This is a genomic window from Methylomonas koyamae, from assembly GCF_001644025.1.
Classification (GTDB): Bacteria; Pseudomonadota; Gammaproteobacteria; order Methylococcales; family Methylomonadaceae; genus Methylomonas; species Methylomonas koyamae_A.
The window spans coordinates 140,849-165,171 of record NZ_LUUK01000177.1 but is presented as its reverse complement, the minus strand read 5'-3'; the positions used below and the strand labels follow the sequence as shown (position 1 = coordinate 165,171).

General features: G+C 51.2%; 19 protein-coding genes. 8 read left to right on the top strand and 11 right to left on the bottom strand.

All coding sequences use genetic code 11. The features are described from left to right. The 3 genes from A1355_RS15035 to A1355_RS15025 form a co-directional block, all read left to right on the top strand. The coding region (locus A1355_RS15035) for a TraI domain-containing protein (RefSeq protein ID WP_197471817.1) at positions 1-1,505 on the top strand (1,505 nt) is incomplete at its 5' end. Beyond that, complete coding sequence (gene traD / locus A1355_RS15030; protein WP_064029559.1) at positions 1,502-3,334, top strand: conjugative transfer system coupling protein TraD; 1,833 nt, start codon at positions 1,502-1,504, stop codon at positions 3,332-3,334. The genes A1355_RS15035 and traD, both read left to right, overlap by 4 nt. Next, on the top strand, positions 3,331-3,963 hold the full coding sequence (locus A1355_RS15025) for a DUF4400 domain-containing protein (RefSeq protein ID WP_064029557.1): 633 nt from the start codon (positions 3,331-3,333) through the stop codon (positions 3,961-3,963). Before traD ends, A1355_RS15025 begins: the two co-directional genes overlap by 4 nt. Positions 3,964-4,259: 296 nt before the next feature. Here the strand turns inward: A1355_RS15025 and A1355_RS15020 are convergent, their stop codons facing one another. The 5 genes from A1355_RS15020 to A1355_RS15000 form a co-directional block, all read right to left on the bottom strand. After that, entirely contained in the window at positions 4,260-4,766 is a 507-nt protein-coding gene (locus A1355_RS15020; RefSeq protein ID WP_064029555.1) for a hypothetical protein, read from the bottom strand. Positions 4,767-4,864: 98 nt separating this feature from the next. Further along, on the bottom strand, positions 4,865-6,529 hold the full coding sequence (gene flgK, locus A1355_RS15015; RefSeq protein WP_064029553.1) for a flagellar hook-associated protein FlgK: 1,665 nt from the start codon (positions 6,527-6,529) through the stop codon (positions 4,865-4,867). Between the two features lie 150 nt (positions 6,530-6,679). Beyond that, on the bottom strand, positions 6,680-7,987 hold the full coding sequence (locus A1355_RS15010; protein WP_064029550.1) for a TolC family protein: 1,308 nt from the start codon (positions 7,985-7,987) through the stop codon (positions 6,680-6,682). Further along, positions 7,984-11,091, bottom strand: coding sequence for an efflux RND transporter permease subunit (locus A1355_RS15005; RefSeq protein WP_064029548.1), 3,108 nt, complete (start codon positions 11,089-11,091; stop codon positions 7,984-7,986). The genes A1355_RS15010 and A1355_RS15005 overlap by 4 nt, the downstream gene beginning before the upstream one ends. A 10-nt stretch (positions 11,092-11,101) precedes the next feature. Beyond that, complete coding sequence (locus A1355_RS15000) at positions 11,102-12,217, bottom strand: efflux RND transporter periplasmic adaptor subunit (RefSeq protein WP_064029545.1); 1,116 nt, start codon at positions 12,215-12,217, stop codon at positions 11,102-11,104. Between the two features lie 229 nt (positions 12,218-12,446). Between A1355_RS15000 and A1355_RS14995 the strand changes: the two genes are divergently transcribed. The 3 genes from A1355_RS14995 (at position 12,447) to A1355_RS14985 (ending at position 15,315) form a co-directional block, all read left to right on the top strand. After that, positions 12,447-12,878 carry a MarR family winged helix-turn-helix transcriptional regulator gene (locus A1355_RS14995; protein WP_064029542.1) on the top strand — a complete coding sequence of 144 codons (432 nt, stop codon included), beginning with the start codon at positions 12,447-12,449 and terminating at the stop codon, positions 12,876-12,878. Positions 12,879-12,955: 77 nt separating this feature from the next. Continuing rightward, on the top strand, positions 12,956-14,449 hold the full coding sequence (locus A1355_RS14990) for a SulP family inorganic anion transporter (RefSeq protein WP_064029539.1): 1,494 nt from the start codon (positions 12,956-12,958) through the stop codon (positions 14,447-14,449). Further along, positions 14,449-15,315: a universal stress protein gene (locus A1355_RS14985; protein ID WP_064029536.1), complete on the top strand. Its 867-nt coding sequence runs from the start codon at positions 14,449-14,451 to the stop codon at positions 15,313-15,315. Before A1355_RS14990 ends, A1355_RS14985 begins: the two co-directional genes overlap by 1 nt. Before the next feature lie 170 nt (positions 15,316-15,485). On the opposite strand, the gene A1355_RS14980 is transcribed toward A1355_RS14985, so the two are convergent. From A1355_RS14980 to A1355_RS14970, 3 genes are all read right to left on the bottom strand, one after another. Further along, on the bottom strand, positions 15,486-16,010 hold the full coding sequence (locus A1355_RS14980) for a DUF2380 domain-containing protein (protein WP_064029592.1): 525 nt from the start codon (positions 16,008-16,010) through the stop codon (positions 15,486-15,488). 283 nt (positions 16,011-16,293) lie between these two features. Further along, the gene (locus tag A1355_RS14975) at positions 16,294-17,682 is read right to left on the bottom strand and encodes a sensor histidine kinase (RefSeq protein WP_064029534.1); all 1,389 of its coding nucleotides are present in this window, start codon (positions 17,680-17,682) and stop codon (positions 16,294-16,296) included. Next, positions 17,675-18,349 carry a response regulator transcription factor gene (locus tag A1355_RS14970; protein WP_064029533.1) on the bottom strand — a complete coding sequence of 225 codons (675 nt, stop codon included), beginning with the start codon at positions 18,347-18,349 and terminating at the stop codon, positions 17,675-17,677. Before A1355_RS14970 ends, A1355_RS14975 begins: the two co-directional genes overlap by 8 nt. Positions 18,350-18,655: 306 nt before the next feature. Between A1355_RS14970 and opgC the strand changes: the two genes are divergently transcribed. Together opgC and A1355_RS14965 are read left to right on the top strand one after the other, a co-directional pair. After that, a complete protein-coding gene (opgC, locus tag A1355_RS26625; protein ID WP_157197903.1) occupies positions 18,656-18,820 on the top strand; it encodes an OpgC domain-containing protein in 165 nt (54 codons plus the stop codon). Further along, positions 18,804-20,105, top strand: a complete 1,302-nt coding sequence (locus A1355_RS14965; protein ID WP_197471816.1) for a glycoside hydrolase family 5 protein — start codon at positions 18,804-18,806, stop codon at positions 20,103-20,105. Before opgC ends, A1355_RS14965 begins: the two co-directional genes overlap by 17 nt. A 132-nt stretch (positions 20,106-20,237) precedes the next feature. On the opposite strand, the gene A1355_RS14960 is transcribed toward A1355_RS14965, so the two are convergent. The 3 genes from A1355_RS14960 to A1355_RS14950 form a co-directional block, all read right to left on the bottom strand. Next, positions 20,238-20,831 (bottom strand): DedA family protein, encoded by a 594-nt coding sequence (locus tag A1355_RS14960; protein ID WP_064029590.1) that lies wholly within the window; start codon positions 20,829-20,831, stop codon positions 20,238-20,240. A 57-nt stretch (positions 20,832-20,888) separates the two neighbouring features. Further along, a complete protein-coding gene (locus A1355_RS14955; protein ID WP_064029529.1) occupies positions 20,889-21,236 on the bottom strand; it encodes a hypothetical protein in 348 nt (115 codons plus the stop codon). Positions 21,237-21,355: 119 nt separating this feature from the next. Next, on the bottom strand, positions 21,356-24,040 hold the full coding sequence (locus A1355_RS14950; protein ID WP_064029527.1) for a cation-transporting P-type ATPase: 2,685 nt from the start codon (positions 24,038-24,040) through the stop codon (positions 21,356-21,358). Positions 24,041-24,323 lie beyond the last annotated feature (283 nt).

The following is a 24,323-nucleotide window of genomic DNA, read 5'->3' as shown; positions in this document are numbered from 1 at the left end:
GTTTTGAGGATGGCCTGCATATCGTCTGGCGTGCCGGTGCGCAAGACATCGTCTCCCTGTTGGCCAAGGACAAAGTACCCGGCATTCCGCGCGACGAAGACACCTTGGCCGACATCCTGATCGAACGCGGCTTGGCAATCCCTAAGTCCTGGCCGAATGGTCGGCAATACCGTTATTGGCAAATGCAGCCAGAAGGCTTGGACAATCCGCTGTATCTGTTACGCCTGAAATCCGCGGAACTCATTTTCAGCGGCGAGCCGCCGCTCGTGGTTGCAGCGCGCGAAATCAACGAACTGGATGCAACTGCGGTAAACCCCGAACCCGTTACCAATCCGGCACCGAAAATCAGCAAGCCGGCAAAAGCCAAGAACGTCGCTGTTATGAAGCAACCCCAACGCGCAGATAATCCGGCGTCAGTTGTGCCAGAAGCAAACCCACCAGAACCGGCACATGACCCAAGTGCCCTACCCGACCCGCTGTTAACTGAATCGGCACCTGGCATTTCAAATTCGCAAGGCGCGAAGGATATGAATACCTTGCCACCAGATCCCGATCAAGGTCTGTCGGAATCCACATCAACCGATGGCGCCCCTTCGTTGTGTCAGACAAAACAACCGAAAAACGAAACGCCAGCCAAACCGACCAACACAGAAAAAACAGATTCAGTGGCAAAGAGTGATTCTTCCTCTACTGATACGAAAAGCATCGCTAATCCTGCCGACAGCGCCAAGTGCTGGTTGGAAAACCACGGCGATGCCGGCCAATGGTTAATGGACATCACCAGCATGCTCAATCAAGGCCAATGGCAGTTAGGCAGAGATATGTTGGAAGTCCAAGATAAATACTTGCTCCCGTTTCCGGCGACTGCTGAAAAACTCGCCGTCGATCCGCCCCAGTTCATTAAAACCCTGGAGGACAGAGGTTGGCTGGTGACCGACGTCCTGTCGCCGATGCGCAAGGTACAAACCATCCAATCGGTCCGCGGCGTCCTGCTGGCATTGGAACCGAGCTCGGCTTTGAAAGCATTATTGAAATCCCCAGACAAAGCCACGCTGACAGCGTCATCCGTGCAATCTCCAAGCAGCAATACTATCAAGACCGGAGATCCAGTTAAGTCTTCTCAGCCTCAAGACGAGGCCTTTCGCAAATCTAAGCCTGTCCGTTCCAAATCAAACACGACCGGCACGCAAAAACCCATAAGCAGCAACATATCAGACAGTTCGGTCAATTCCGAGCCTGATAAAGCAAATACAACCTTAACTAACCCACCGGCAAAACCCGGAACAATCGACTTGCTGATCACGTATGTACGGCAACAAAACATTCCGCCCGATGAATCATCGCCAGACGGCAACTGGCACACAGTGTCCAATACCGAACTGGAGCAATTTCTAACGCAACATCCGACAATCAAGCGCACTCGCCTGATGCTCGATATCGCCAATCACCCAAATTGCCGTTCAGTCAGCGCCACCGAAGGCATTCAGGTTAGGTTACGCCCATGAAATCCGATTACGACTACCAGTTTCCCTGGCGGCCCATCTTCGAGGTGTATGCCATCTCGGGTTGGTTGGGTGGCGCCGGATTGGCGCATTTCACCAGTCGTTGGTCGGGCTTGCCGCGCGAACCCTTCGACTGGTTAATGACGGCGTGTGGCGTGATGGCGTGTTGGCGATTGTCACCGGCACTGAGTCTTTGGTACCGCAAACGTCGGTTGCGTCAGTTTCGTTTCCAATACCTGGACGCCGAGAAGATGGTTTCGATGGTGAAACAGCATCCCGAGGCCTTGTGGTTTGGTTGGGGATTCGATTGGGTGCAAAAGCATGCCCAGTTGGCCTATGAGATTTTAAAACGCGATGTCTCGACCTTGATTCCCAGCGATCATCAACGCATGGGCTCGGCCTGGATACATGGACTGGAAGTGTCCGAAAGTGATATTCGTCAGCCCTTGCAGCATACCGCCGGCCATACGCTTTTGGTCGGTACCACCGGTGCCGGGAAAACGCGTGCCTTTGACGTGCTCGTTACCCAAGCCGTCTTGCGCGGCGAAGCGGTGATCATCATCGATCCCAAAGGCGATAAGGATTTGATGGCCTGCGCCAAACGTGCCTGCGCCTTGGCCAAGCGTCCGGATCGCTTCGTGTATTTCCACCCGGCGTTTCCAGAAGACAGCGTCCGACTCGATCCCTTGCACAATTTCAACCGGCCTTCGGAAATCGCCAGCCGTATCAGCGCTATTTCTCCCAGCGAAAGCAGTAACGATCCCTTCAAAGCCTTTGGGCAAAAGTCGCTGGATAACGTCATTCAGGGTTTGATGGTGATCGAGGAAAGGCCAACCCTGGTGAAGCTGCGCCGTTACCTCGAAGGTGGCCCTTCGACGTTGGTGATCCAGGCCCTGGAACGCTATTTCGACAACAACCTGGGTCATTGGCGGCAAGAGGCGCGGCCTTACTTGAAAAACGCGAAGGACATTGATTCCAAAGCGATGGGCCTAGTACGGTTTTATCGAGAGGTCGTGCAGTACCAATTGCCCAATTTGGATTTGGAAGGCTTGTTGTCCTTGTTCGAACATGACCGGGCGCATTTCAGCAAGATGGTGGCGTCCTTGATTCCTATCATGAACATGCTTACTTCGGGTTCATTGGGACCTTTGCTGTCGCCGAATCCGCACGATGTGGACGATCTGCGGCCGATTACCAATACCGGTCACATCATCGAAAAAGCCCAGGTCGCCTACATCGGCCTGGACTCGTTATCGGATGGCATGGTGGGTAGCGCGATTGGCTCGATTTTGTTAGCGGATTTGGCGGCGGTTGCCGGCGACCGTTACAACTACGGTGTCTCAGACAGGCCGGTGAATGTGTTCGTCGACGAGGCGGCGGAAGTCATCAACGATCCTTTCATCCAGGTGTTGAACAAAGGCCGCGGCGCCAAGATTCGGCTGTTCATCGCCACGCAAACTTTTGCCGATTTTGCCGCCCGTACCGGTTCCCAGGATAAAGCCCGACAAGTACTGGGCAATGTCAACAACCTGATCGCGCTACGGATCATGGACAGCGAAACGCAGCAGTACATCACCGATAATCTGCCGAAGACGCGATTGAAATACATCATGCGCACCCAGGGTGTGGCGACTAGCGCGACTAATCCCACGGTGTTCTCCGGCAATGTCGGTGAACGCCTGATGGAAGAAGAAGGTGATTTGTTTGCGCCTCAGTTACTCGGACAACTGCCGGACCTGCATTACATCGCCAAGTTATCCGGCGGACGGATTGTCAAAGGCCGGTTGCCGATACTGCAATCGGCACAAGATCGTCGAGGCGCGAGCTCATGACGCGCAATCTGTTGTTCAGCCTGATGCTGTGGCTACTGGAAGTGATCCTGGTGGCCAGTTTCGTGTCCGATCGCTGGACGCGCGAGCTGCAACGCGCCGAAGATCAAATGATGATCGGCTATTTTGGCGCCGATAAAGAATCACAGATCAGCCATACCGCACAGCGCTGGTTTGATCGCCTGTTCGTCACCACCGGCATCCGAGACAGCGTGTTCCGCTATTTCATCCCAACCGAACGTGAACGGCAGATGTCAAAAGGCTTCGAGGATGTGGGGCGCAACGATTTGTTTCCCTTCATCGAAAGCCGGCTCAACGTGCTGTGGGACACGATCTTTCAAATGATCAAGCGCCTGACCACGGCCTGCATCTGGTTGCCGTACCTGGCAGCCGCCTTGTTGCCGTTTGTCGTCGACGGACTGGTGCGGCGCAAGATCAGCCAGACCAATTTCGATTACCCCAGCCCCATGGCGCATCGCTATAGCCTTTACCTGATTCTGGGCGCGCTGTATCTGCTACTGGTCAGTTTGACCTTACCGTTTCCAATTCCACCGCAAGCTCTGCCGATGTGTGTCTTTGTCGTGGCCTACGCCGTTAATGTGCTGTTGGCCAATACGCAAAAGCGGGTTTAGCCATGCCAAACTGACATTCAAAACCGCTTCATCTAAGCCCCGTGACAAGCTCTCAAAGCGCAATTGTTAAAACGGACTCGAATGCTGTTATCAGTTATTATCTACACAACTTTTCAACATGTGACCAAGAAGGTGCAACGTCTAATACAGGCATCAACTTCCCGGCATCCAGTAGAAAACTAATGATGCACAAATTTAGTCTGGCAGTGCAATTTCCCAGGGAGTTTTAATCCGAGAAGACAAGACAGGGAACCTTACAATTAAAGGCAAACCCACAAAAAACAATTAAAAATCTGTTAACGCCCCGCTGATTCAATTAAGGTTTCAATTTTATTCACTATTTGTGAAATACCCGCAGGTTGATTATCAATAACTGAAACGCACTTCTTATATTCACGTAGTTGCACACAAACCTTTTTACTATCTGTAGCAGCAAGCTCTTTATTGACAATAGTAGTTACAATTCCATTATCCTTGAGTACTGCCTTTTTTTTAATATGAAAAGTATCAGGAATCTCAAAAAAATGCACCGAATAGAAGTCATTTAGCAGTTCAATCAAAGTATCGGTTGAAATTTTTAATGGTTGCTTTTCATTGTTTTTAGCTAAAAAACTGTTTCCATTTGCCTTTAATGAGACATGATAGATATCTGCATTTCCACTAGTAGATTGACTAGAAACTGTTATTAAAATTTTCTTGACTGGAAACTGCGCCGGCAATATCGACGAATAAGGCTTAGCCAGAACATTATTACTAGCAAAAACGCCTAACAAAATTGAGAAAATCAATAAATTAACTTTCATAACATTATCCTCTGTTTTTTAAAAATTCGGCTAGGCAATAATTTTTCAAACAAACCCTCAGGATTTGCTGAATCCCGAGTTTGAAGCAATTTTTTAAACTACCGAACCGCTTGTATTAAAGTATCAAAAAGACTTTTAGCAATCGAAACCACATGAGCTGCAGCCTGGTAGGAATGCTGATACTTAATGAGGTCTGCAGCCTCTTCGTCCAAATTCACGCCTGACGCACTTTCTCGAGCGCCTTTCGCTCTCTGAAACAAGACATGTTGAGCATCGCGGTTTAATTGGGCCGAATGCGTTGTTGTACCAATATCCGCAACCAATTGACCGTATAGCTGAGTAAACGTCGCCTTGCCATTTTGCATGATTGACTGTGTCTCAAGCTTTGCTAATTTCAGGGCATTTCTATTATCCCCTGAAAACCCCAGCATATCAGCCGCTGCGACTTGTTTCGGACTGGTAATGGCATTATTGATACGAAGTGTGCGGGCTGCATCGATAGCTGGGTCGATCTTAAAACTATCCCCAACATTTAACACGCCACTTGGAAAGCTAATACTAAATCCGGCAGCTGCGGTCGCATTTGCCAATGTGGTGTTATTCAAATCATTGATCGAAGTGCCATCGAATAGATTGGTCAAATTGTATGTGACATCGGGAACCGTGGCAGATACATCTAAACGATAGGATGCAATATTTGCCGCTGACGGCGGGGCTGAAAAACTCGCTGTAACCCTCAGGTTTGAATCCTTCGCAACACTTTTGACGCCTATGCTAGGTGAGCCCAAATCAAACAGCGCTAGCCCAGGGTTACCGTTCAGGTCGAAACCGCTCTGATGAATAGCATTAAATTCGATAGCTATTCCCATCGCCAGAGAACCTAATTGCTGTTGAGCAACATCCAGTACCTGATCGCGAAAATGCAGATTGCCATAGAGCTCACCACTGGTTATTTGCGGTGATATATCTTGCCCGTTAAGCAAAATTGATTTTTGTGTAGTATCCGTTTTAGACGATTGCACCGAAAGACTGGAAGCATAACCACCCAATACCAGTGGCTGGCCTTGACCAATAAAAACACTGACGGCTCCATCCGCCTGATTAACGACCGATACATCGACTTTCTGGGCAATATTGCTTAATAGCCAATCGCGTTGATCCAGCAATTCATTCGGCATTTGCTTGCCGGCTGAACGCCCCATATCGCTCACAATTTTGTCATTCAACTTGGCAAGAGCATTGGCAAAGTTGTTTAGATCACCCACGATAGTATCGAGTTGACTATTGACCTGTTTACCCATTTCATTAAAACGGGAACCCAAATTGTTAAATTGTTTCGCCATGGAACCGGCTTCAGCCAACATCACTTGTCTGGCAGGCACTGAGCTAGGATCATTTGCAACGTTGTTAACCGCGTTGAAGAACGATTTGATAACAGGCGATAATCCTGTGGCTTCATTAGCCAATAAATTGTCGACTTGCGAACTCAATTTCTGATAAGTATCTGCAGCTGCAAAAGCAGAGGTGCTGAAACGTAACTGATCGGTTAAAAACTGATCGTAGCTACGAACGATATTGACGGCATCAACCCCGCTACCTATATATCCGGAACCGGTGTATTGTTCCGATCGAGTCGCTAACTCTATTCGCTGGCGGCTATATCCTTCCGTGTTGACATTGCTGATGTTATTGCTGGTTGTTTCAAGCGCCCGTCGAGAGGTTGCCAGTCCCGATAATGCCGAGTTCATAATATCCATAGTCATTACGATCTTCCGCTAATAGAGGTAGTTATCAACAGGCGGCAAACCTTTGCCGCCGAAAATGCCCACAAGGGTAAATTTCTTGCTCAAATAAGCATCTTCCCCAATAATCAAATCTTTCATTAGCTTGGAAAGCAAAAATTGCACCTAACGTTATTGGGTTGCCCCAGAGTCGACAGTGTTTGTCAGCAAACCGGCTACTTTCAGAATGTCCAGTTCAGCCTCAATTTCCGCCTGCATCAAATCCAAATGTGTCAATTCAGTTTCGGTCCTAGAACGTGAGGCATCGAGAAGTTCCAGCAAACTACCTTTACCAAGTTGATAGCTAGCTTCCCCCATCTCTTTAAGATCAACCAGTTTTCCCATCACCTCCTGTTCAAATTTGATGCGTGTAGCTCGACGTTTGCTCAATTGATCCACTGCACGTTCCAAGGCGCTACGAGTTCTGGCATTCGCCAGGCCTCGAGCTAGGATAGCCGCTTGTTTTTCGGCATTCGCGCGAGCCACGCCACCTTGGCCTCTATCGAAAATCGGCAGATCGACGGATACGCCGGCAAAACTGGTGTTGCCGTAGGGTTTGTCGGTGAAAACCGAACCGACTTGCAGCGACGGAATTGGCCAACGTTCTCGCTCGGCACGTTCCAGCCCCGCATCTGCCGCTATTTCGCCTCGCCTTGCTGCCTCAAGCTCGGGATTCAGACTGATGGCATCCATCCACAATTTTTCAATATCGGTCGGTACATTGAGGTAATCCAATTTACCCGCCGCTTGTGGTTTCCAGCCGGATAAGCCCAGCAAAATGCCTAAGTCGCCAGCGGTTGACGAGAGATCATTGCTGACTGTTTCGAGCCGGGTTTGCACTGCCTTGGTTTCGATTTCGATGCGCAGTAGATCGTAGCGACTGGCGCTTCCGGCCCGAGCACGTCCCGAGATGATTTCAGCCAGATGCCCCATATAGCGAGCAGTTTCCTGAAGCACAGCAATCCGTTGCTTATACGCAAGTTGTTTGACGAACAAGCTCCATTCCTGATAAATCAAATCGGCAAACTCGGCGTCAATGTCAGCGGCAGTCACTTCACGACTCTTTTCCGCAGCATCGACGCGGGCACCGTGCTGGCCCGCTATCAAAACCGGCACCTCCAAGGTGACTTGTTGCTGAACATTGCCGTCGTACATGGTGTTCTGTTGCGTCAACAAGTCGTATCGGCCGTAGCTGATTCTGGGGTTGGGCAACACTCCAGCCGCCACCACTTCGGCATTGGCGGATTCGATACGTTGCCTCAAGGTGGCAAAGCGGGGGCTTTTTTCCCGGGTAATCTCCATCAACTGCTGGATAGTGACTGTCTCAGGAAGCAACGTCGAATCCTCGGCAAGCACGATTGAAGAACTCGAAACACCACTCACAAAGCAAAAATAGATTATTGGTAGGACAAGGCGATTTTTCCCATCTGTGTTTTTCATACCGTTTCCTCCGTGAGTTCGTCCGCTTCTTCCGGAGTAATCAGCCGTTCGGGGGTGATGTAAGAATAAATGACCGGCAACACCAGCATCGCGATCAAAAACGTAGTAAACATGCCGCCGACAATGACCACGGCAAAGGGTTGTTGGGTTTCGCTGCCAATGCCTGTCGAGACAGCCATCGGCAACAAGCCCAGTAACGCCAGCATCGAGGCCATGAGTACCGGCCGCAAGCGATCGGTGGCACCGTTCAGAATCGCATCCATGACGGACATTCCCTGATGCCTACGTTCTTCGGTCGCGCTGAGAACCAGCAGTCCCATCAAGGATACTTGCCCCAATAGGGCGATAAAGCCAATGGCCGCGCTGACCGATAAGGGAATGCCGGACAGCAGCAACACGAATAAACCGCCCGTCATCGCAAACGGTGCGCACAATAAAATCGCCAGCGCACTACGCGCCGACTGCAAGGCGCCGTACAACAAACCCAGTACGATCAATACCGCGATGGGCACCACCACGCCGAGCCGGGCCATTGCCCGTTGCTGGTTCTCGAACTCGCCGCCCCACACTAAAAAATGGCCATCGGGCAGTTCGATTTTGCCTTCAACCGCGTCCATCGCATCATGCACTACAGAACCCAGGTCACGATCCTCCACATTAAATTTAAGCGCCAGAAAACGGCGGTTGGCCTCGCGTTCAATCGAGGTTCTGCCGCGTTCGGTCGGCAGCGTTGCCACTTCTCGCAAGGGAATACGCGCTCCAGCCGGGGTCGGCAGCATCAGATTGGCAATTTGTTCGGTATCGCTGTGCTCAATACTCGGCAGGGTGACCCGCAACGGTACCGGCCGTTCATCCTGCCAGAGTTCGGTAACCACCTTGCCGGCCAGGCCAGTTTCGATGGTATCCTGGGCAGCATCGACGGTGATGCCTTGCCGTGCCAGCGCGGCACGGTTCAGTTTGATTTGTAATTGTGGGACGATGGATTCACGGTACAAATCCAGATCGATGACGCCGGGAATGACTTTCAGCTTGACTTTTGCCTGATCCAGAACCGCGCGCATTTTTTCCAGATCGGTGCCATAGATTTTCAATACCACCTTGCCGCGCACCCCGCTAACCGCTTCCTCGACATTGTCCTTGATGGGCTGGGAGAAATTGAACCGCACGCCGGGAATGGCAGCCAAAGACTCACGCATGGCTTCCACCAGTTTCTCTTTGTGCCAGCCGGGTCGCCACTGCTCATGCGGTTTAAGATGCACAAAGGTTTCGCTCATGTTGACACCTTCGTTGTCGGTACCATCCTCCGAACGCCCTTGTTGACTGAGAATGCCCTTGACCTCAGGGAATGCCAACAAACGCTGACGCATATCCAGTAGTACATCTTGGCCTTTGCCCAGCGCAATGCTGGCCGGCATTTCCACGAACACATGCACGTCGCCTTCGTCCAGTTCCGGCAAAAACTCCGTGCCCAAACCTTTTGCGGCGAGAGCGCCGGCCAGCAATAATCCGCCGGCAGCCGCCAAGGTGGCGGACCGTCTAGCGAGCGCCACGCCCAAAATGCGTCGGTAAATTTCTCGCAGACGCAGCAAAAATCGCGGCTCTTCTATCATCGCGTGCTTGGGTTGAATCAGTGCGGCACACAGCGCCGGCACTAAAGTCAACGCGAAAACCAAGCCGCCGACCAAGGCAAAACTGTAGGTCAAGGCCAATGGGCGGAAAATGCGGCCCTCAACTTGTTCCAGCGTGAACACTGGAATTAGCGCGGCAATGATGATCAGCATCGCATAAAAGGTCGGCTTGGCAACGTCGAAAGCGGCATTGACGATCAGGTGCACCATGTCCCGATGATTTTGGGGGCGTTGGTGGTTGGCTTGGTGAATGACATTTTCCACCAGTACTACGGCACCGTCCAGGATGATGCCGAAGTCGATGGCACCCATCGAGATCAGATTGGCCGGCAGGCCCAATTGGTAGAGTCCAAAAAACGCCACCAGCAGCGACAGCGGTATCACACAGGCCACAATCAGCGAACCGCGGATACTGCGTAGAAACAACCATACCACGCCGACCACCAGCAAAAAGCCGTGCAGCAGATTGTCGTAAACGGTATGCAAGGTTTTATCGACCAGTTCGGTACGATCCAGGAACGGCACCAACTTCATCCCCGCCGGCAGGATGCGGCTATTCAGTTCCTCGACTTTTTCATGCACCGCTGCCAGCACGCGAGAAGGATTTTCGCCACGGCGCAATAGCACAATCCCTTCCACGACTTCTTTCTGGTCATCCATGCCAACGGCACCCTGGCGTGGCGTATAAGCCTGCACCAAGCGGGCCACATCGCCAACGGTGACCGGCGTTCCGCCTTCGCTTTTCAGCACAATCTGCTTGATGTCCTCGGCGGAACCCAGGTAACCGACACCGCGAATCACCATTTGCTGATCGCCGTGGCGCAGGAAACCGGCGCCGACGTTGCGGTTGGCGCTGGCGATGGCTTGGTTGACTTCATCCAGAGTTAAACCGAAAGAATCCAGCCGAACCGGGTCGATCTCGATGTAAATTTCCTTGTAATAGCCGCCGAAGGTCAGCACGTCGGCTACGCCCTGCACCTGGCGCATCACCCTCGATACGGTCCATTCCATTTCGGAACGCAGTTCATATAAGGAATGGCGATCGCTGACCACCACAAACTTATAAATCTCCCCCAACGGGGTGTAATCAGGCGCCAACACCGGTTTTACCGTTTCCGGAAGCTCGGCCCCGGTCATGCGTTCGGTAATCAGGGTGCGGGAGTGAAAGCTATCGACATTGTCGTTAAAGGTAATGGTGACTAGCGATAAACCGAACAAGCTTTGACTACGCATTTTCAACATACCCGGCGTACCGTTCAGCACCCGTTCGAGCGGCACGGTGACCTGACGTTCGACTTCTTCCGGCGCATAGCCTGGCATCAGGCTGATGACGGTAACCTGGGTGTTGGTGACATCGGGATAGGCTTCTATCGGCGTTTCCAGATAGGCATGAACGCCGAACAGGGCAATGACGCCAGTCAACACCATGGCAGCGACACGGCGATGGACGCAGTATTCGATCAACATTTTTAACATCGGACGCCGCCTATAGTAGTAGAGAGGCTTCGCCGTCCAGCAGCAAAGCGCCGCCGACCACAACCCGTTCGCCGCCGGACAGGCCTTTTAATACCGGCGTCATGCCGCTACGCGCCTGACCAACTTGCACAGGACGCGATTCGAACGTATTGGGAGCAGTTTCAACGTAAACCACGGTTTCCCGGCCATCCTTGATCAGGATGGCCGCCGTGGGCAGGATGATTCGATTGGGGGTGGAAGCTTCGATGGAAACCCTGGCGTACATGCCAGGCCGTAACGGAATTTTCGGATCGTCGGCTTCGATAAATACCGATGCGCGCCGCAAATCGGTCTGAATCGCCGCGCTCTCGCCAACCACATGCCCTTGAATGGGTTCCGGCAACGAGGCCAGTTCGATGACGACTTTGGCGCCTTTTTCCACCAGCAGCAAATCTTTTTCGAACACATCCGCGATGATCCAGGCGGCGGAGGGCTCACCTAAATCGAATAACGGTGAACCAGGTTCCACAGCCGCTCCAGTCGAAACATGTGCTTTCAGAACCATGCTGTCCATCGGTGCCCGGATAATCACTTCACCGGCAGCACCATCACCTAATAAACGCAGGAAATCCAGACTACGTTCCAATTCCGTGCGGGCTTGCTTGAGTTGGGTTTCGGCTTCCACACGTTCGATTTCCAGGCCGACGCCGGTTCGCTGCATTTCCAGTTGCCGCCGCCGACGATCCTCGGCGCGACCGACTTCGGCGGCAGCCCGCGCATAGTCCGAACGCATTTGCGCCGCTTCGGCACTGGTCAGGGTCGCCAGCGGTGCACCAGCCTTGACTCTGTCGCCGATCTGAACGTAGACCTTGGTGACTCGTCCAGCAACCACGGTGCCCGCCGTCGAGATTGCCTGCGAGCGAAAATCGACTCGGGCAGGCGCGGAAATCGTGCCCGCGAAAGCCTCCGGTTGGATTTCCTTAATCGTGACATAGGGCAATGAATCCGGGCGTAGCGAAACGCTGTGTTTGGCGATGGTCGAAGCCGGTTCCTGGGATTTGGGTTGAGCCGAAGGCTCTGAGTCGTGCTGATCGCAAGCGGATGCCGACAGGAACCCGACAAGACATAACAAATGGATAAATCGCATGGCAAAGTTGCTGAAAGCTCTACAGGTTTTAAGGAGTACTCGGGTAGGATTGCCATCCTACCGATTCAACCTTTCATCTACCTTTCAGCTTTGCTGCAAAATCGCTGGCGTTGGATATCGTCAAGCCGTGCGGTCGACTTTAGAAGGTGAAGTATGAATTCATCCATTGCCGGACAAGTGTCAACTCAATATAATACCCTTAACTTATTATAATTAAGCCATCCTTTCCGTGCATTCTAAATTCGGTTTCCTCAGCTACGAAATCAGCCATATCATCCGCCAGCGTTTTAACAAGGCGGCAGAACCCATCGGCCTTACCCATGCCCAATGGCGGGCTTTGGTACATTTGTCTGAAAATCAAAATTGCCGGCAAATCGATCTGGCCGAGATACTAGAAATTAAACCGATTACCTTGGTCAAGCAGATCGATTTACTTGAAGAGTCCGGCATGGTTGTGCGTAACAAAGACACGGACGACCGGCGCGCCTATCGTTTATCTATTACCGACAAAGCCGTCGCGATCATTCAAGAACTCTGGAAAATCGCCGACGCCGTCGAAAGCGAGGTCCTGGCGACATTGAGCGAGGAGGAAAGACGCCTGATGACCGCCTTGCTGGATCGAGTCAAAAGCAGTATCGCGACCTGCGGCAGCCCACCTTAACGTCTCCCTCATCGATCTTTTAACCCGCTCCTACCTTTGGCTATGCCCTGCATAGCCTTTTTTTTACTCGCTTAAACATGATTTTTTTATCGAAAAAACAAGATTGGCTAGGCAATATCCGCGACGACCTATTGGCCGGTACTGTGGTGGCGCTGGCTCTGATTCCGGAAGCCATTGCCTTTTCCATCATTGCCGGCGTCGATCCCAAAGTGGGTTTGTATGCCTCGTTTTGTATTGCGGTGATGACCGCCTTCGTCGGCGGTCGACCCGGCATGATCTCGGCGGCCACCGGGGCGATGGCCTTGCTGATGGTAACCTTGGTCAAAGACCACGGCTTGCAGTATCTGTTAGCCGCCACTTTACTGACCGGTGTTCTTCAGATCATCGCCGGTTATCTGAAACTGGGCAGCCTGATGAGTTTCGTGTCACGCTCGGTGGTGACCGGCTTCGTCAACGCTCTGGCCATCCTGATTTTCATGGCGCAATTGCCGGAATTGACTAACGTCTCCTGGCATGTGTACGCGATGACGGCGGGCGGACTGGCTATCATTTATCTGTTTCCCTATCTACCCGTGATCGGTAAATCGCTGCCATCGCCCTTGGTGTGCATCGTCAGCATGACCGCTGCCGCCATTTATTGGCAAATCGACATCCGCACCATCGGCGACATGGGACAGCTGCCGGATACCTTGCCGGTGTTTTTATGGCCGGACGTCCCGCTCACCCTGGAAACATTGAAAATCGTTCTGCCGTATTCGCTGCCATTGGCCGTGGTGGGCCTGCTGGAGTCCTTGATGACCGCCACCATCGTCGACGAATTGACCGACACCAGCAGCGATAAAAACCGCGAATGCAAGGGCCAGGGTCTGGCCAACATCGGCGCCGGTTTGCTGGGCGGCATGGCCGGTTGCGCGATGATCGGCCAGTCGGTGATCAACGTCAAATCCGGCGGTCGCGGCCGCTTGTCTACTTTGGTGGCCGGCACGTTTTTATTAATCATGGTGGTTTTTCTGGATCAGTGGATTTCCAAAATTCCTATGGCGGCCCTGGTGGCGGTGATGATCATGGTTTCGATCGGCACCTTTAGCTGGCGCTCGATCATTAATCTCAAGCACCATCCGCTTTCGACCAACATCGTCATGCTTGCCACCGTGGTCGTGGTGGTGTGGACGCATAATCTGGCGCTGGGTGTATTGGTCGGCGTGTTACTGGCCTCATTATTTTTTGCCAACAAAATTAGCCATTTCATGTACGTGGAATCCGGATTGGCAGAAGGCGGCAGCAGACGAACCTACAAGGTCGTCGGTCAAGTGTTCTTCAATTCGGCGGACAAATTCGTCGCCAGCTTTGATTTCAAGGAGGCACTGGAGAACGTGGTGATCGACCTGACCCGTGCGCATTTTTGGGTTCTCACTTCGGTCGGCGCGTTGGATAAAGTCGTGATCAAGTTTCGCCGCGAAGGCGCCGAGGTTAATGTTATCGGCATGAACACAGCCACCGCCACGATTGTGGACCGCTTCGGCGTTCACGATAAGCCCGAAGAAATCGAAAAAGTCCTGGGAGGCCATTGATGAATACGCTCCAAAACCTGGTACTGGCCGGCATCGACGGCTCGTCGTTAACCAACGCCGTCTGCGACTATGCGGCCTGGATCGCGCAAAAAGTCGATGCACCGCTGAAGCTGCTGCATACCATAGACCACCACCCGGAACATGCTCATTCGACCGACCTCACCGGCAACATCGGCGTCGACAGCCGCGACCATCTGCTGGACGAACTGACGCAATTGGAACAGCAACGCAGCAAATTGCGCTTGCAACAAGGCAAGCAACTGCTGCAGGCTGCCCGTGAACGAGTACTGCAAAGCGGCGTTCCTGACCCGATTACCAATCAACGCCACGGCAGTCTAGTCGAATCGCTGATCGAGCTGGAAAACGCCATTCGGGTATTGGTAATCGGCGTGCGCGGCAAGGTGCACGAAAACCAGCCGGACAAAATCGGCGCCAAGCTGGAATCCATCATTCGCTCACTGCACAAACCGATTTTGGTGGTGAACGCCGAATTCAAGGCGCCCGAGCGCATCATGCTGGCCTACGACGGCAGCCCCGCCGCCGAAAAGGCGCTGGATATGGTCACCACCAGCCCTCTTTACAAAGGCTTGGTGTGCCATCTGGTGTGCGTCAGCCAGGATGAAGGCAAAGGCCAACTGCTGGACGTGGCCGCCAACAAACTGCAGTTGGCGGGCGACATTGAAGTGATTGCCAAAAAACTGGTCGGCAAACCCGAGCTGGTTTTAGCCGAGTATCAAGATCAAAAAGCGATAGACATGACCGTGATGGGCGCCTTCGGCCATGCCCGCATTCACGACTGGTTGTTGGGGAGTTTTACGGTGAAGATGCTGACACAAAGCCGCAAGCCCTTGTTGTTGCTGCGTTGAGGCTGAAAAAGCGCTACATCATCGCAACATGCGGGCGCCCATGAATGGATGTTTCAAGTGCAATTGGTCCAATCGCTTCATGATGTCGAGTTCCCGCTCTGAAATCGGTTTGGGCAGGTAGTACAGGATCTTTCACTTAATGGACTGTTCAATTTTTTGGGGCCATCTCTCTATGGCTGTTGAGACCCCTGTTTAACTGGTGGAGGTGGGGTATAACGGTGATCAAGTCTGTTATCAATTTTGACGGCCAAGCCTTCCACTGCCTTGATGGTAAGCTCACTGTTTGGGCCTTTCGATTCGGTGATAAATTTGTCCATCCATCGTCCGTCGCTAACATTAACCAGATTTCCCATAACATAAGCAAACAAAAAACTGGGTTTATGCAATCTTCCTACCACAACATAGTCGGCACCGAAATTTTTACCAAGTTGTGCAGCAACATCGGCATGATCGAATAGGTAGCCAACTCCGCTGTTGGCGGCATGTTGCGCTTGCAATGGAATATCAACGATGTGATAACCAGCCGAACGCAATTCACCTTCTAGCAAGGGCTTAATAGAGGCGGTGCGTTTAATTTCTGCAGGAATGCCTGGTGCTAGCGTCATATCTTTCAATTCAAAATCGAGGATAGCGACACGAGTATCGGCTACTGCTTGAAAGCTTAAGACACACAAAAGCAACGTTAAAAATCTCATTATTAGACCCATATCACTTCAGTATTGTACAGAGGCGTCCTGGTAGCTTTCGGCTAATTCAATTGAGGGCATTGATGCTACATCGGGCAGTGATTGCTCAACAGGCTCCGGATTATGCCGCGCACAACCTGATGCCAACATGACGGTAACGAGACATATTAATTGAATAACGTGCATTTCAGTTCGGTGAAAATATTAATTTTCATGTTTTTGTCTGAGAAGACTGCATCATAAACAAATAACCTTTCACTAACCTTTCAGCGGCTCGAAACCATGTGCGGTTTTAAGTCGCGAATCGAGATTCAAAGACAACATCAATCCGGGTGCCGCAACCGGCATAGCCAGGGCCAATGATAATCCGAGCCGCATGCAGATCGGCAATTTCCTTAACAATGGCCAACCCCAATCCACACCCCTCTCCGCGACTGCCCGGAATACGGTAAAAGCGCTCGAAAATCTTGTCGGCCTCATTTACCTGGATACCGGGGCCATCGTCTTCAACGATCAGATTCGGTTCTGGGGTGGCCTCGATTTTTACGCTGATATGCCCCTCCGGATTGCCGTAACAAATTGCATTGTCCAGTAGATTACTGAGCAGTTCTCGCAGCAGAGTTTCATCGCCAATGACTAGAACCGGTGCTTTCGGCGCATCGAATCCTACTTCGATGTTACGTTCCAATGCTTTCGGCACCCAGTCCATACAACAATCGCGAGCGAGGCTAACCAAATCTATCGCGCTAAACTCCCTGGCGCTTTGTGATAGGGATTCTGACTTGGCCAGTACCAGCAATTGCGTGCTGAGATGGGCGACGCGATCTGCCGAATTTTTCATGTGCGCCAAGGCCGGTTTCATGGTCTCAAGCTTATCCGCCAGTAACGCCCGCTCAGCCTGTACTTTCAACCCTGCCAAAGGCGTGCGGAGTTGATGCGCCGCGTTTTCGATGAATCGCTGTTGAGTCTTGAGATTGGAGCCAAGCCGGTGCAGTAAAGCATTGATGGTGTGGGTCAGCGCACGGACTTCGAGGGGAACGCCGGTATCCGCAATGGGATTCAAGTCTCGCGCGGAACGTTGAGCAATAAGTTTTGCCAAATCGTTCAGCGGACTGAGACCGCGATTGATACCGGTCCAGATGTGAAAACCGGTAATCAACACCAGCAAAAGCTGAGGCAACACCACCGCAAGCAGAATTTCATTCATCATGCTGCGTCGCTTGTGGAGGGTTTCGGCGACCGAAATCAGCACATCGTCAGTATCGTCAGCAGTGGGCGTGGTCAGCACCGAAACGATGCGAACTTTTTGGCCTTGGATTTCACCATCGGAATAGATCGCTTCGTCCCGGCCTATCGCCGTAATGGAGGGGCTCGGAAGCCCCTTGTCGCCGGCGATAATCCCTGCGGATAGGGACTCCACCTTGAAAAAGGTCTTATCCATGGCATCCCAGCGGAACACCTCGACCGCGATGGGCGGCAGTTCGAAGGTCACTTTGTCCTTTTGCGCCTTGACCTCTTGCGCCAGTGATTTTGCCGAATCCAGCAGCCAGCTATCGTAAGCCTGATCGGCATAATGCAGGGCGACGTAATATGACACCGAGGCATCGAGAACTACCACGATAAGCAAGGGCAAGGTCAAGCGTGACAAAAGCTGTGCCCGAAGGCTTTGGGGTTTACGCATCGGGGATTTGCTCCAGCAGATAACCGAGCCCCCGCATCGTTCTGATACCGATACCCAGTGGTTCCAGGCGTTTGCGAAGTCGATGCACATAGACTTCGATGACATTGTCCGCCAGTTCTTCCGATCGAGCGGCAAGACGCTGGGCAAGACTATCCTTGCTGACTACTCGCCCTTGTTGCAACAACAAGGCCTCCAGCACGCCATATTCACGCGGCGGCAATACCATCGGTATAGCATCGACCATAATCTGCTGACTACGGGTATCCAGCCGCAATCGGCCAAACGTAATGTCGTGGCTAAAACCGCCATGACTGCGACGCAGTAAAGCTCTCACGCGAGCCTCCAGTTCCCGTAGCTCAAAGGGCTTGGTCATATAATCGTCAGCTCCCAGCTCCAGGCCTCCAACCCGATCATTCAGTCCATCGCGGGCAGTGAGTATCAATACCGGAATGGCCGATTTTCGGGATCGTAATTGCCGTAATACATCACGCCCATCCATGTCCGGCAGCCCCAGATCGAGGATAACCATGTCGTAGGGCTGTGTGCATAAGGCGCTGTCAGCGTAGCTGCCAGTCACCGCCAATGTGACATCGAACCCCCAGTCGCCGAGACTTCGGGAAAGACCGTCGCCTAATACGGCATCGTCTTCGACCAATAAAATTCTCATCGAAACGTTTGTCTTGTTGAAAGGTTTATGAAAGGTTGCACCGCTATTATTGCTCTTAGTCTGCTAATAAAAAATACGATAAAAACTGGGATCATGGCATGCCATGTCGTCTGCATTTTAGGATGACATCAAGAGTCTCACCATGGACTTATTCGGAACAATTACCATAGCGGAAGCCAGCTCACCCCTTTCACACAAGATTCATAATGGTATCACTACCCTATCCAGTATCAGCAGGTAATCCGCAACGGGATTCTTGCTGCGGTTTTGCCTTGATGACCATCTTCATCAACCACATGCCGGTCAATCCCCAGTTTCCACACAAAGCGGCTGTGGTTCGGATTAAGCGACGCGACGGAGGTTTGTGTTTTCCTGTCTGGATTTACCTGGGCAATCGCCGATGGACGCTGTTTGGAACGCACCAGTCTTTGGCTGGGCAGTGCGAGGAAATCTTATGACGACGCTAGCTAGAATACAGGTGTTACTCTGGACGCTGATACTATCGTCTCCTTTATGTTATTCCGCTTCAGATTTTCTTAAAGTGAATGGAAAAGATATCAGGGATAATTATGGCAAGGGTAAAAAGGTTCATCTTTACGGCACAAATCTGGGCGGTTGGAAGATGCATGAACCCTGGATGTCGCCATTAACCGGGGCGTCAAACGAGTGGGATGCGCGAAATATTCTTAATGACCGTTTTGGTAAAGAGGCTGTCTGGGATCTGTACAACACTTACTGGGATTCCTGGATCACGGAAATCGATTTCAAGAACATCGCCGATGCCGGTCTCAACTGTATTCGCTTGCCGATATATGCGCTTAACCATATGGATGATGAAGGTAACTGGAGGCTGGACGATACCGGCGCCATTGATTTATCCCGCATCGAATGGACCGTAAACAAAGCGCTGGAATATGGACTCTACACTATACTTGATCTGCATGGCGCACCTGGCTCACAGAATGGAACCCATCATTCAGGCCGACAAAACGGCTCTCTGCTTTATTCCAGTCCTCTCTATCAGAATCAACTGGTAGAATTTTGGGAAACCCTGGCCAGGCGTTTCAAAGGCAATGCCGCAGTCGCCGGTTATGACCTGCTGAATGAACCCTCGGAGACCTTTCCGGGTCCCATGGGCTCTGAGGTGGTCAACATTTACGACCGACTGTATCACGCTATCCGCAAGATAGATCCCGACCATATCATCATAATGGAAGCTATTTGGTGGTGGAATACGCTTCCGAATCCCCGAGAGAAACATTGGCACAACGTCGTCTACTCTCTGCATTATTATCAATGGCAAAACAATGAAGACTTCGCGGTGATGAAAAAAGCAGTGGATGGTTGGATAAGGGACGCTAAAATATGGGGTACAAAATATAACGTACCGCATTTTGTCGGAGAGTTCACGCTGTTCGGAAATGCCGAATCCTGGAATTACGGACTTCAGAAATTCACAGAATCTGGAAGCCACTGGACAACTTGGTCTTATAAGGTGTTGGGCCAGAATAACTGGGGCATGTACAACACATCTATACAAAACGGCAATGTTGTCAATATTGATACGGACGATTTAAACACTATCAAATACAAATGGAGTCAGTGGAATACGCCAGAAATTTTTTCACCTAATCCTATAGTCATCAACGCCATGAAAAAAGCAACTAAAGGCCGAAACCTGAAACGGCCGACTCAACCCTTTACCGCTACATTAGAAAAACAGGCGGAACAAAAAATTGTTGGCACGACAAATTAACAGTTTGTTGAAAAATGCACAGTGGTTGAAAAACTTTCCTAAAAGACTTCATTTCTCCAGCATTTATGTCGTGCCAACAACGCTCACCAAGTCAGTAGTGGTCATACGGCAGAATTGCTAGTGGATTCTACCTTACGAGTTATTCGCTCTCGCTTTTTTAAAGCAAAGGTAAGCGCCGATCAACATCGCCAAAATAAAAATTGCGATATTCACTTCCTGGATAATCAATACGATTTTTTGTCCATAGTGATAATAAACACTGAAATACACTATTACAGACACCGAGCAGGCCAAAAAATCGGCTGTCGCAAATTTAACCGCATTCATTCGACCAAGCCCCGCAGTCAAAAACAACAGGTTGCGGACACCGAACGGCACGAATCGCCCAAATACCAGTGTCAATAGGCCATAGTTTCGATAATATTCGGATACCTTGTCGATTTTCTCCTTATCCATTAACTTCGAAAACAAACGCCAATGACTCAGGCGTGCCCCCAAAATTCTCCCCAAACCGTAGCAAATCAGATCAGAACCGTAAGCCCCGGCATAAACTGAACCCAAAAAATACGGCAAATGTTCTGAGTTTCTTGCCGCGAAGGTTGCCGCCACGAACAGCATGCCATCTTCCGAAATAGGAACATTAAAACCAGCAAGCAATAATAAACCAAATATTATCCAGGGAGCATATTCAATATGGTTTTCTATCAAGGCAATAATATCCGTCATTGGCATGACCCGCCGTCAACATTGCTTGAAATTGAATGACATTGCGCAACGATTTTATTATTCTTTATTGTTGAAGTCCTTGCATGCGAGATAACCCATGATTGAGCCCCATACCAGCATGTACAAGCCGTGCAAAATGATTTCGAAATTAAGCCTATAGGTTTCTATAAAGTAATCGTACAAATAATCCAAAAAAGCTATGGCTAATATTACTTTAAGCGCGCTCGTGAATTTTAACTTGTGTGCATAAAAGGCGTTGACACCTAAAATAAAAAAGCCGAGAAAAAACCGAATCGCCGCATGTTTTCCCCATTCCCAACTCAAAAACGGCATTTTCAACATGGCCATGTTAACGAAATACAGGCCAGTTAAGCCTATAGCAAATACCACCCAGAATATTTTCATAAAACAAATCCCCCATTAATTCGGTAAAAGAACTGGTGCCGTTCAAATCCTGCATCGACCCATTAAATGAATATCTGTGCTTGACCTATCGCCTTGGAGGATGACAGCCAAAGAATTTGCTAGCCTCGCCAGTGTCGTACCAGGAGTTTTTCCACACCGACTGTTGTATAGATCACGATACCAATACCAATAATCAGCAGCCACTCGTCATAACCAATGGCCGCAGTACCGAATAATTGCTGCATGGGCGGCCAGTAGGTAAATAGCAATTGCAGCAGGGTCATGCAGCATACACCGAATATCACCCACCAATTGGAAAATACCCCGACGTGGAACATCGAATAGCGAAGCGAACGGCAGTTGAACAAGTAAAATAGCTCGCCAAAGACAAACACATTGACCGCAACAGTGCGGGCTTTCTCCAGTGATTCACCATGCGACAACTCCCATTGGAACAAACCATACGCGCCGATCAACATCAGGGTGGCAACCAAGCAGATACGAAACACTAGGTGTTTAGTCAAAATCGGCTGCTCGGGTTCTCGCGGTTTGCGTTTCATTAAGCCGGATTCCTTTGCTTCAAAGGCCAGCATCAATCCCAGCAGCACTGCTGTGGACATGTTGACCCAGAGAATTTGCACCGGGGTAATCGGCAACGACACATTGGCGAATATGGCGACAGAGATGACCAAGCCTTCGCCAAGATTAGTCGGCAAGGTCCAGACGATAAATTTCACCAGATTATCGAACACACCGCGGCCTTCTTCCACGGCAGCTTCGATGGTGGCGAAATTATCGTCGGTGAGCAGCATGGCAGCTGCCTCTTTGGCGACTTCAGTGCCATTCAAACCCATTGCCACGCCAATATTGGCTTGACGCAGCGCCGGAGCGTCGTTGACCCCGTCGCCGGTCATCGCAACCACATGACCTTGAGCCTGCAATACCCTTACCAATTGCAGTTTTTGTTCCGGGGCGATGCGAGCGTAAACGGCACAATTTTCCACCCGCTCGGGAAGCAGGCATTCGTTAATATTCTGCAATTCGGCGCCACTGATGACTTGCTCTGTGCCTTGCATGCCCAATTGCCTGGCAATCGCCTGCGCGGTGATAGGGTGGTCGCCGGTAATCATCTTGACTTGAATCCCGGCTTGGTAACAGGCTGCGATTGAGGCAGCGGCTTCGGGGCGCGGCGGATCGATCATGGCTTGGAAGCCCAGAAAAGTCAGACCACTCGTCACTTCGTCATGCTGCACGGCGTCATAGTGGTGATCGGCACGGGCAAACGCCAACACTCGTAATCCCTGGGCGGCCATGTTCTCCGCGTGGCGTTGCAACAATGTTTTATCGATTGTCACCGGCTGCATATTACTATCAAAAACCTTATCACAACGCGCTAGCAGACTTTCCAGGGAACCTTTCAGATACACGTGGCGGGCATCGATTGTCCGATTGTGATGCAGCGTGGCCATAAATTGATGCTGTGATTCGAACGGAATAGCATCCAGGCGGGGATGGTCAACGCTGACGCTGGTATGGTGCAATCCAGCCTTGTGCGCAGCGACTAGCAATGCGCCTTCCGTGGGGTCGCCCTCAATGCGCCAACCGTCGGCTTCGGCAAGCAGGCGAGCGTCGTTGCATAGCAACCCGGCTTTCAGACATTCCAGCACGGCGGGATGCTGTTGGGAAACAATTGGCGTCCCGTTGCGGCATATTTCGCCCTCGGGCGTGTAACCGCTGCCAGTGACTTCAAACAATTCGCCGCCCGCAAACAGCGCTTGCACAGTCATCTGATTTTGTGTCAGCGTGCCGGTTTTGTCTGAACAGATCACGGTGGTGCTGCCCAGGGTTTCCACTGCCGGCAGTTTGCGAATAATGGCATTGCGCTTCGCCATCCGGGAGACTCCGATCGCCAAGGTAATTGTCAAAGCGGCGGGCAAACCTTCGGGAATTGCACCAACCGCCAACGCTACAGCGGCCATGAACATGTCCAGCATGGCATGACCGCGCCAAACTCCCACAGCAAAAGTTACAACAGCTAGACCAATAATGACCCACAACAACAATCGACTGAACTGGTTTATTTTTTGGGTCAGCGGTGTTTCCAGATCGGTGGCGCTGGCGATCATGCGATTGATCAGACCGATCTCGGTGCGGTCGCCACTTTCCACCACCACGCCCAGGCCGCTGCCATACGTCACCAGTGTCGAGGAATATGCCATGTTGCAGCGATCGGCTAACACCGTGGTCGCGTCGAGCGTAGCCAGACGCTTTTCCACCGGCACCGATTCACCGGTAAGTGCCGATTCGTCGATTTGTAGTTCGCGGATTTGCAATAAACGCAAGTCGGCGGGCACCTTGTCGCCTGATTGCAGCAACACGACATCACCGGGCACCAGTTCATCAGCGGAAATGGCGCGGCGTTGACCGTCGCGCAACACCGTGGATGTAATCGTTAACATTCGGCTCAACGCATCAATCGCTTTCAAGGCGTTGGCTTCCTGAATAAAGCCGATGATGGCATTGACCAGGACCACGCCAAATATCACGCTGCTATCGACCCATTCCTGCAAAAAAGCAGTGACGGCTGCGGCAACCAGGAGGATATAAACCAGCGGTTGATGAAATTGCTCAATCAGCAAGCGCAACGGGCTTTTTCCGCGTCGCGGAGTCAGACGATTGGGACCGTATTGGTCAAGACGCCGCTGTGCTTCAGTTTCCTTCAAACCTTGCTGAATAGCCACATTCAGGTGTGTCTGCAAGGCTTCAGGTGAAAAATGGTGCCAGGCTGTTTTGGGGGGATTCACTACGCACTCCAAGCAGTTACGATTAGAAGAATTCTCTTGAAAAGTGTTTCGGATCAATAAAAAGTTGAAATCCTTAATACAAAGTTTCTACATGATCAGGCTTAGCATAATCGACACAGGCGCTCATCACAAAACTCGACACTTCTTCAATATTCATTGTCGACTGGGTGATCTTATCTTAATGAACCGGCACGGTCTGATTTACCGTGTTGAAAGGTTGATGAAAGGTTGCATCGCTATCATTATCAGGTTTGTTAAAAATCCAGGCATAAAAGCATAAGGC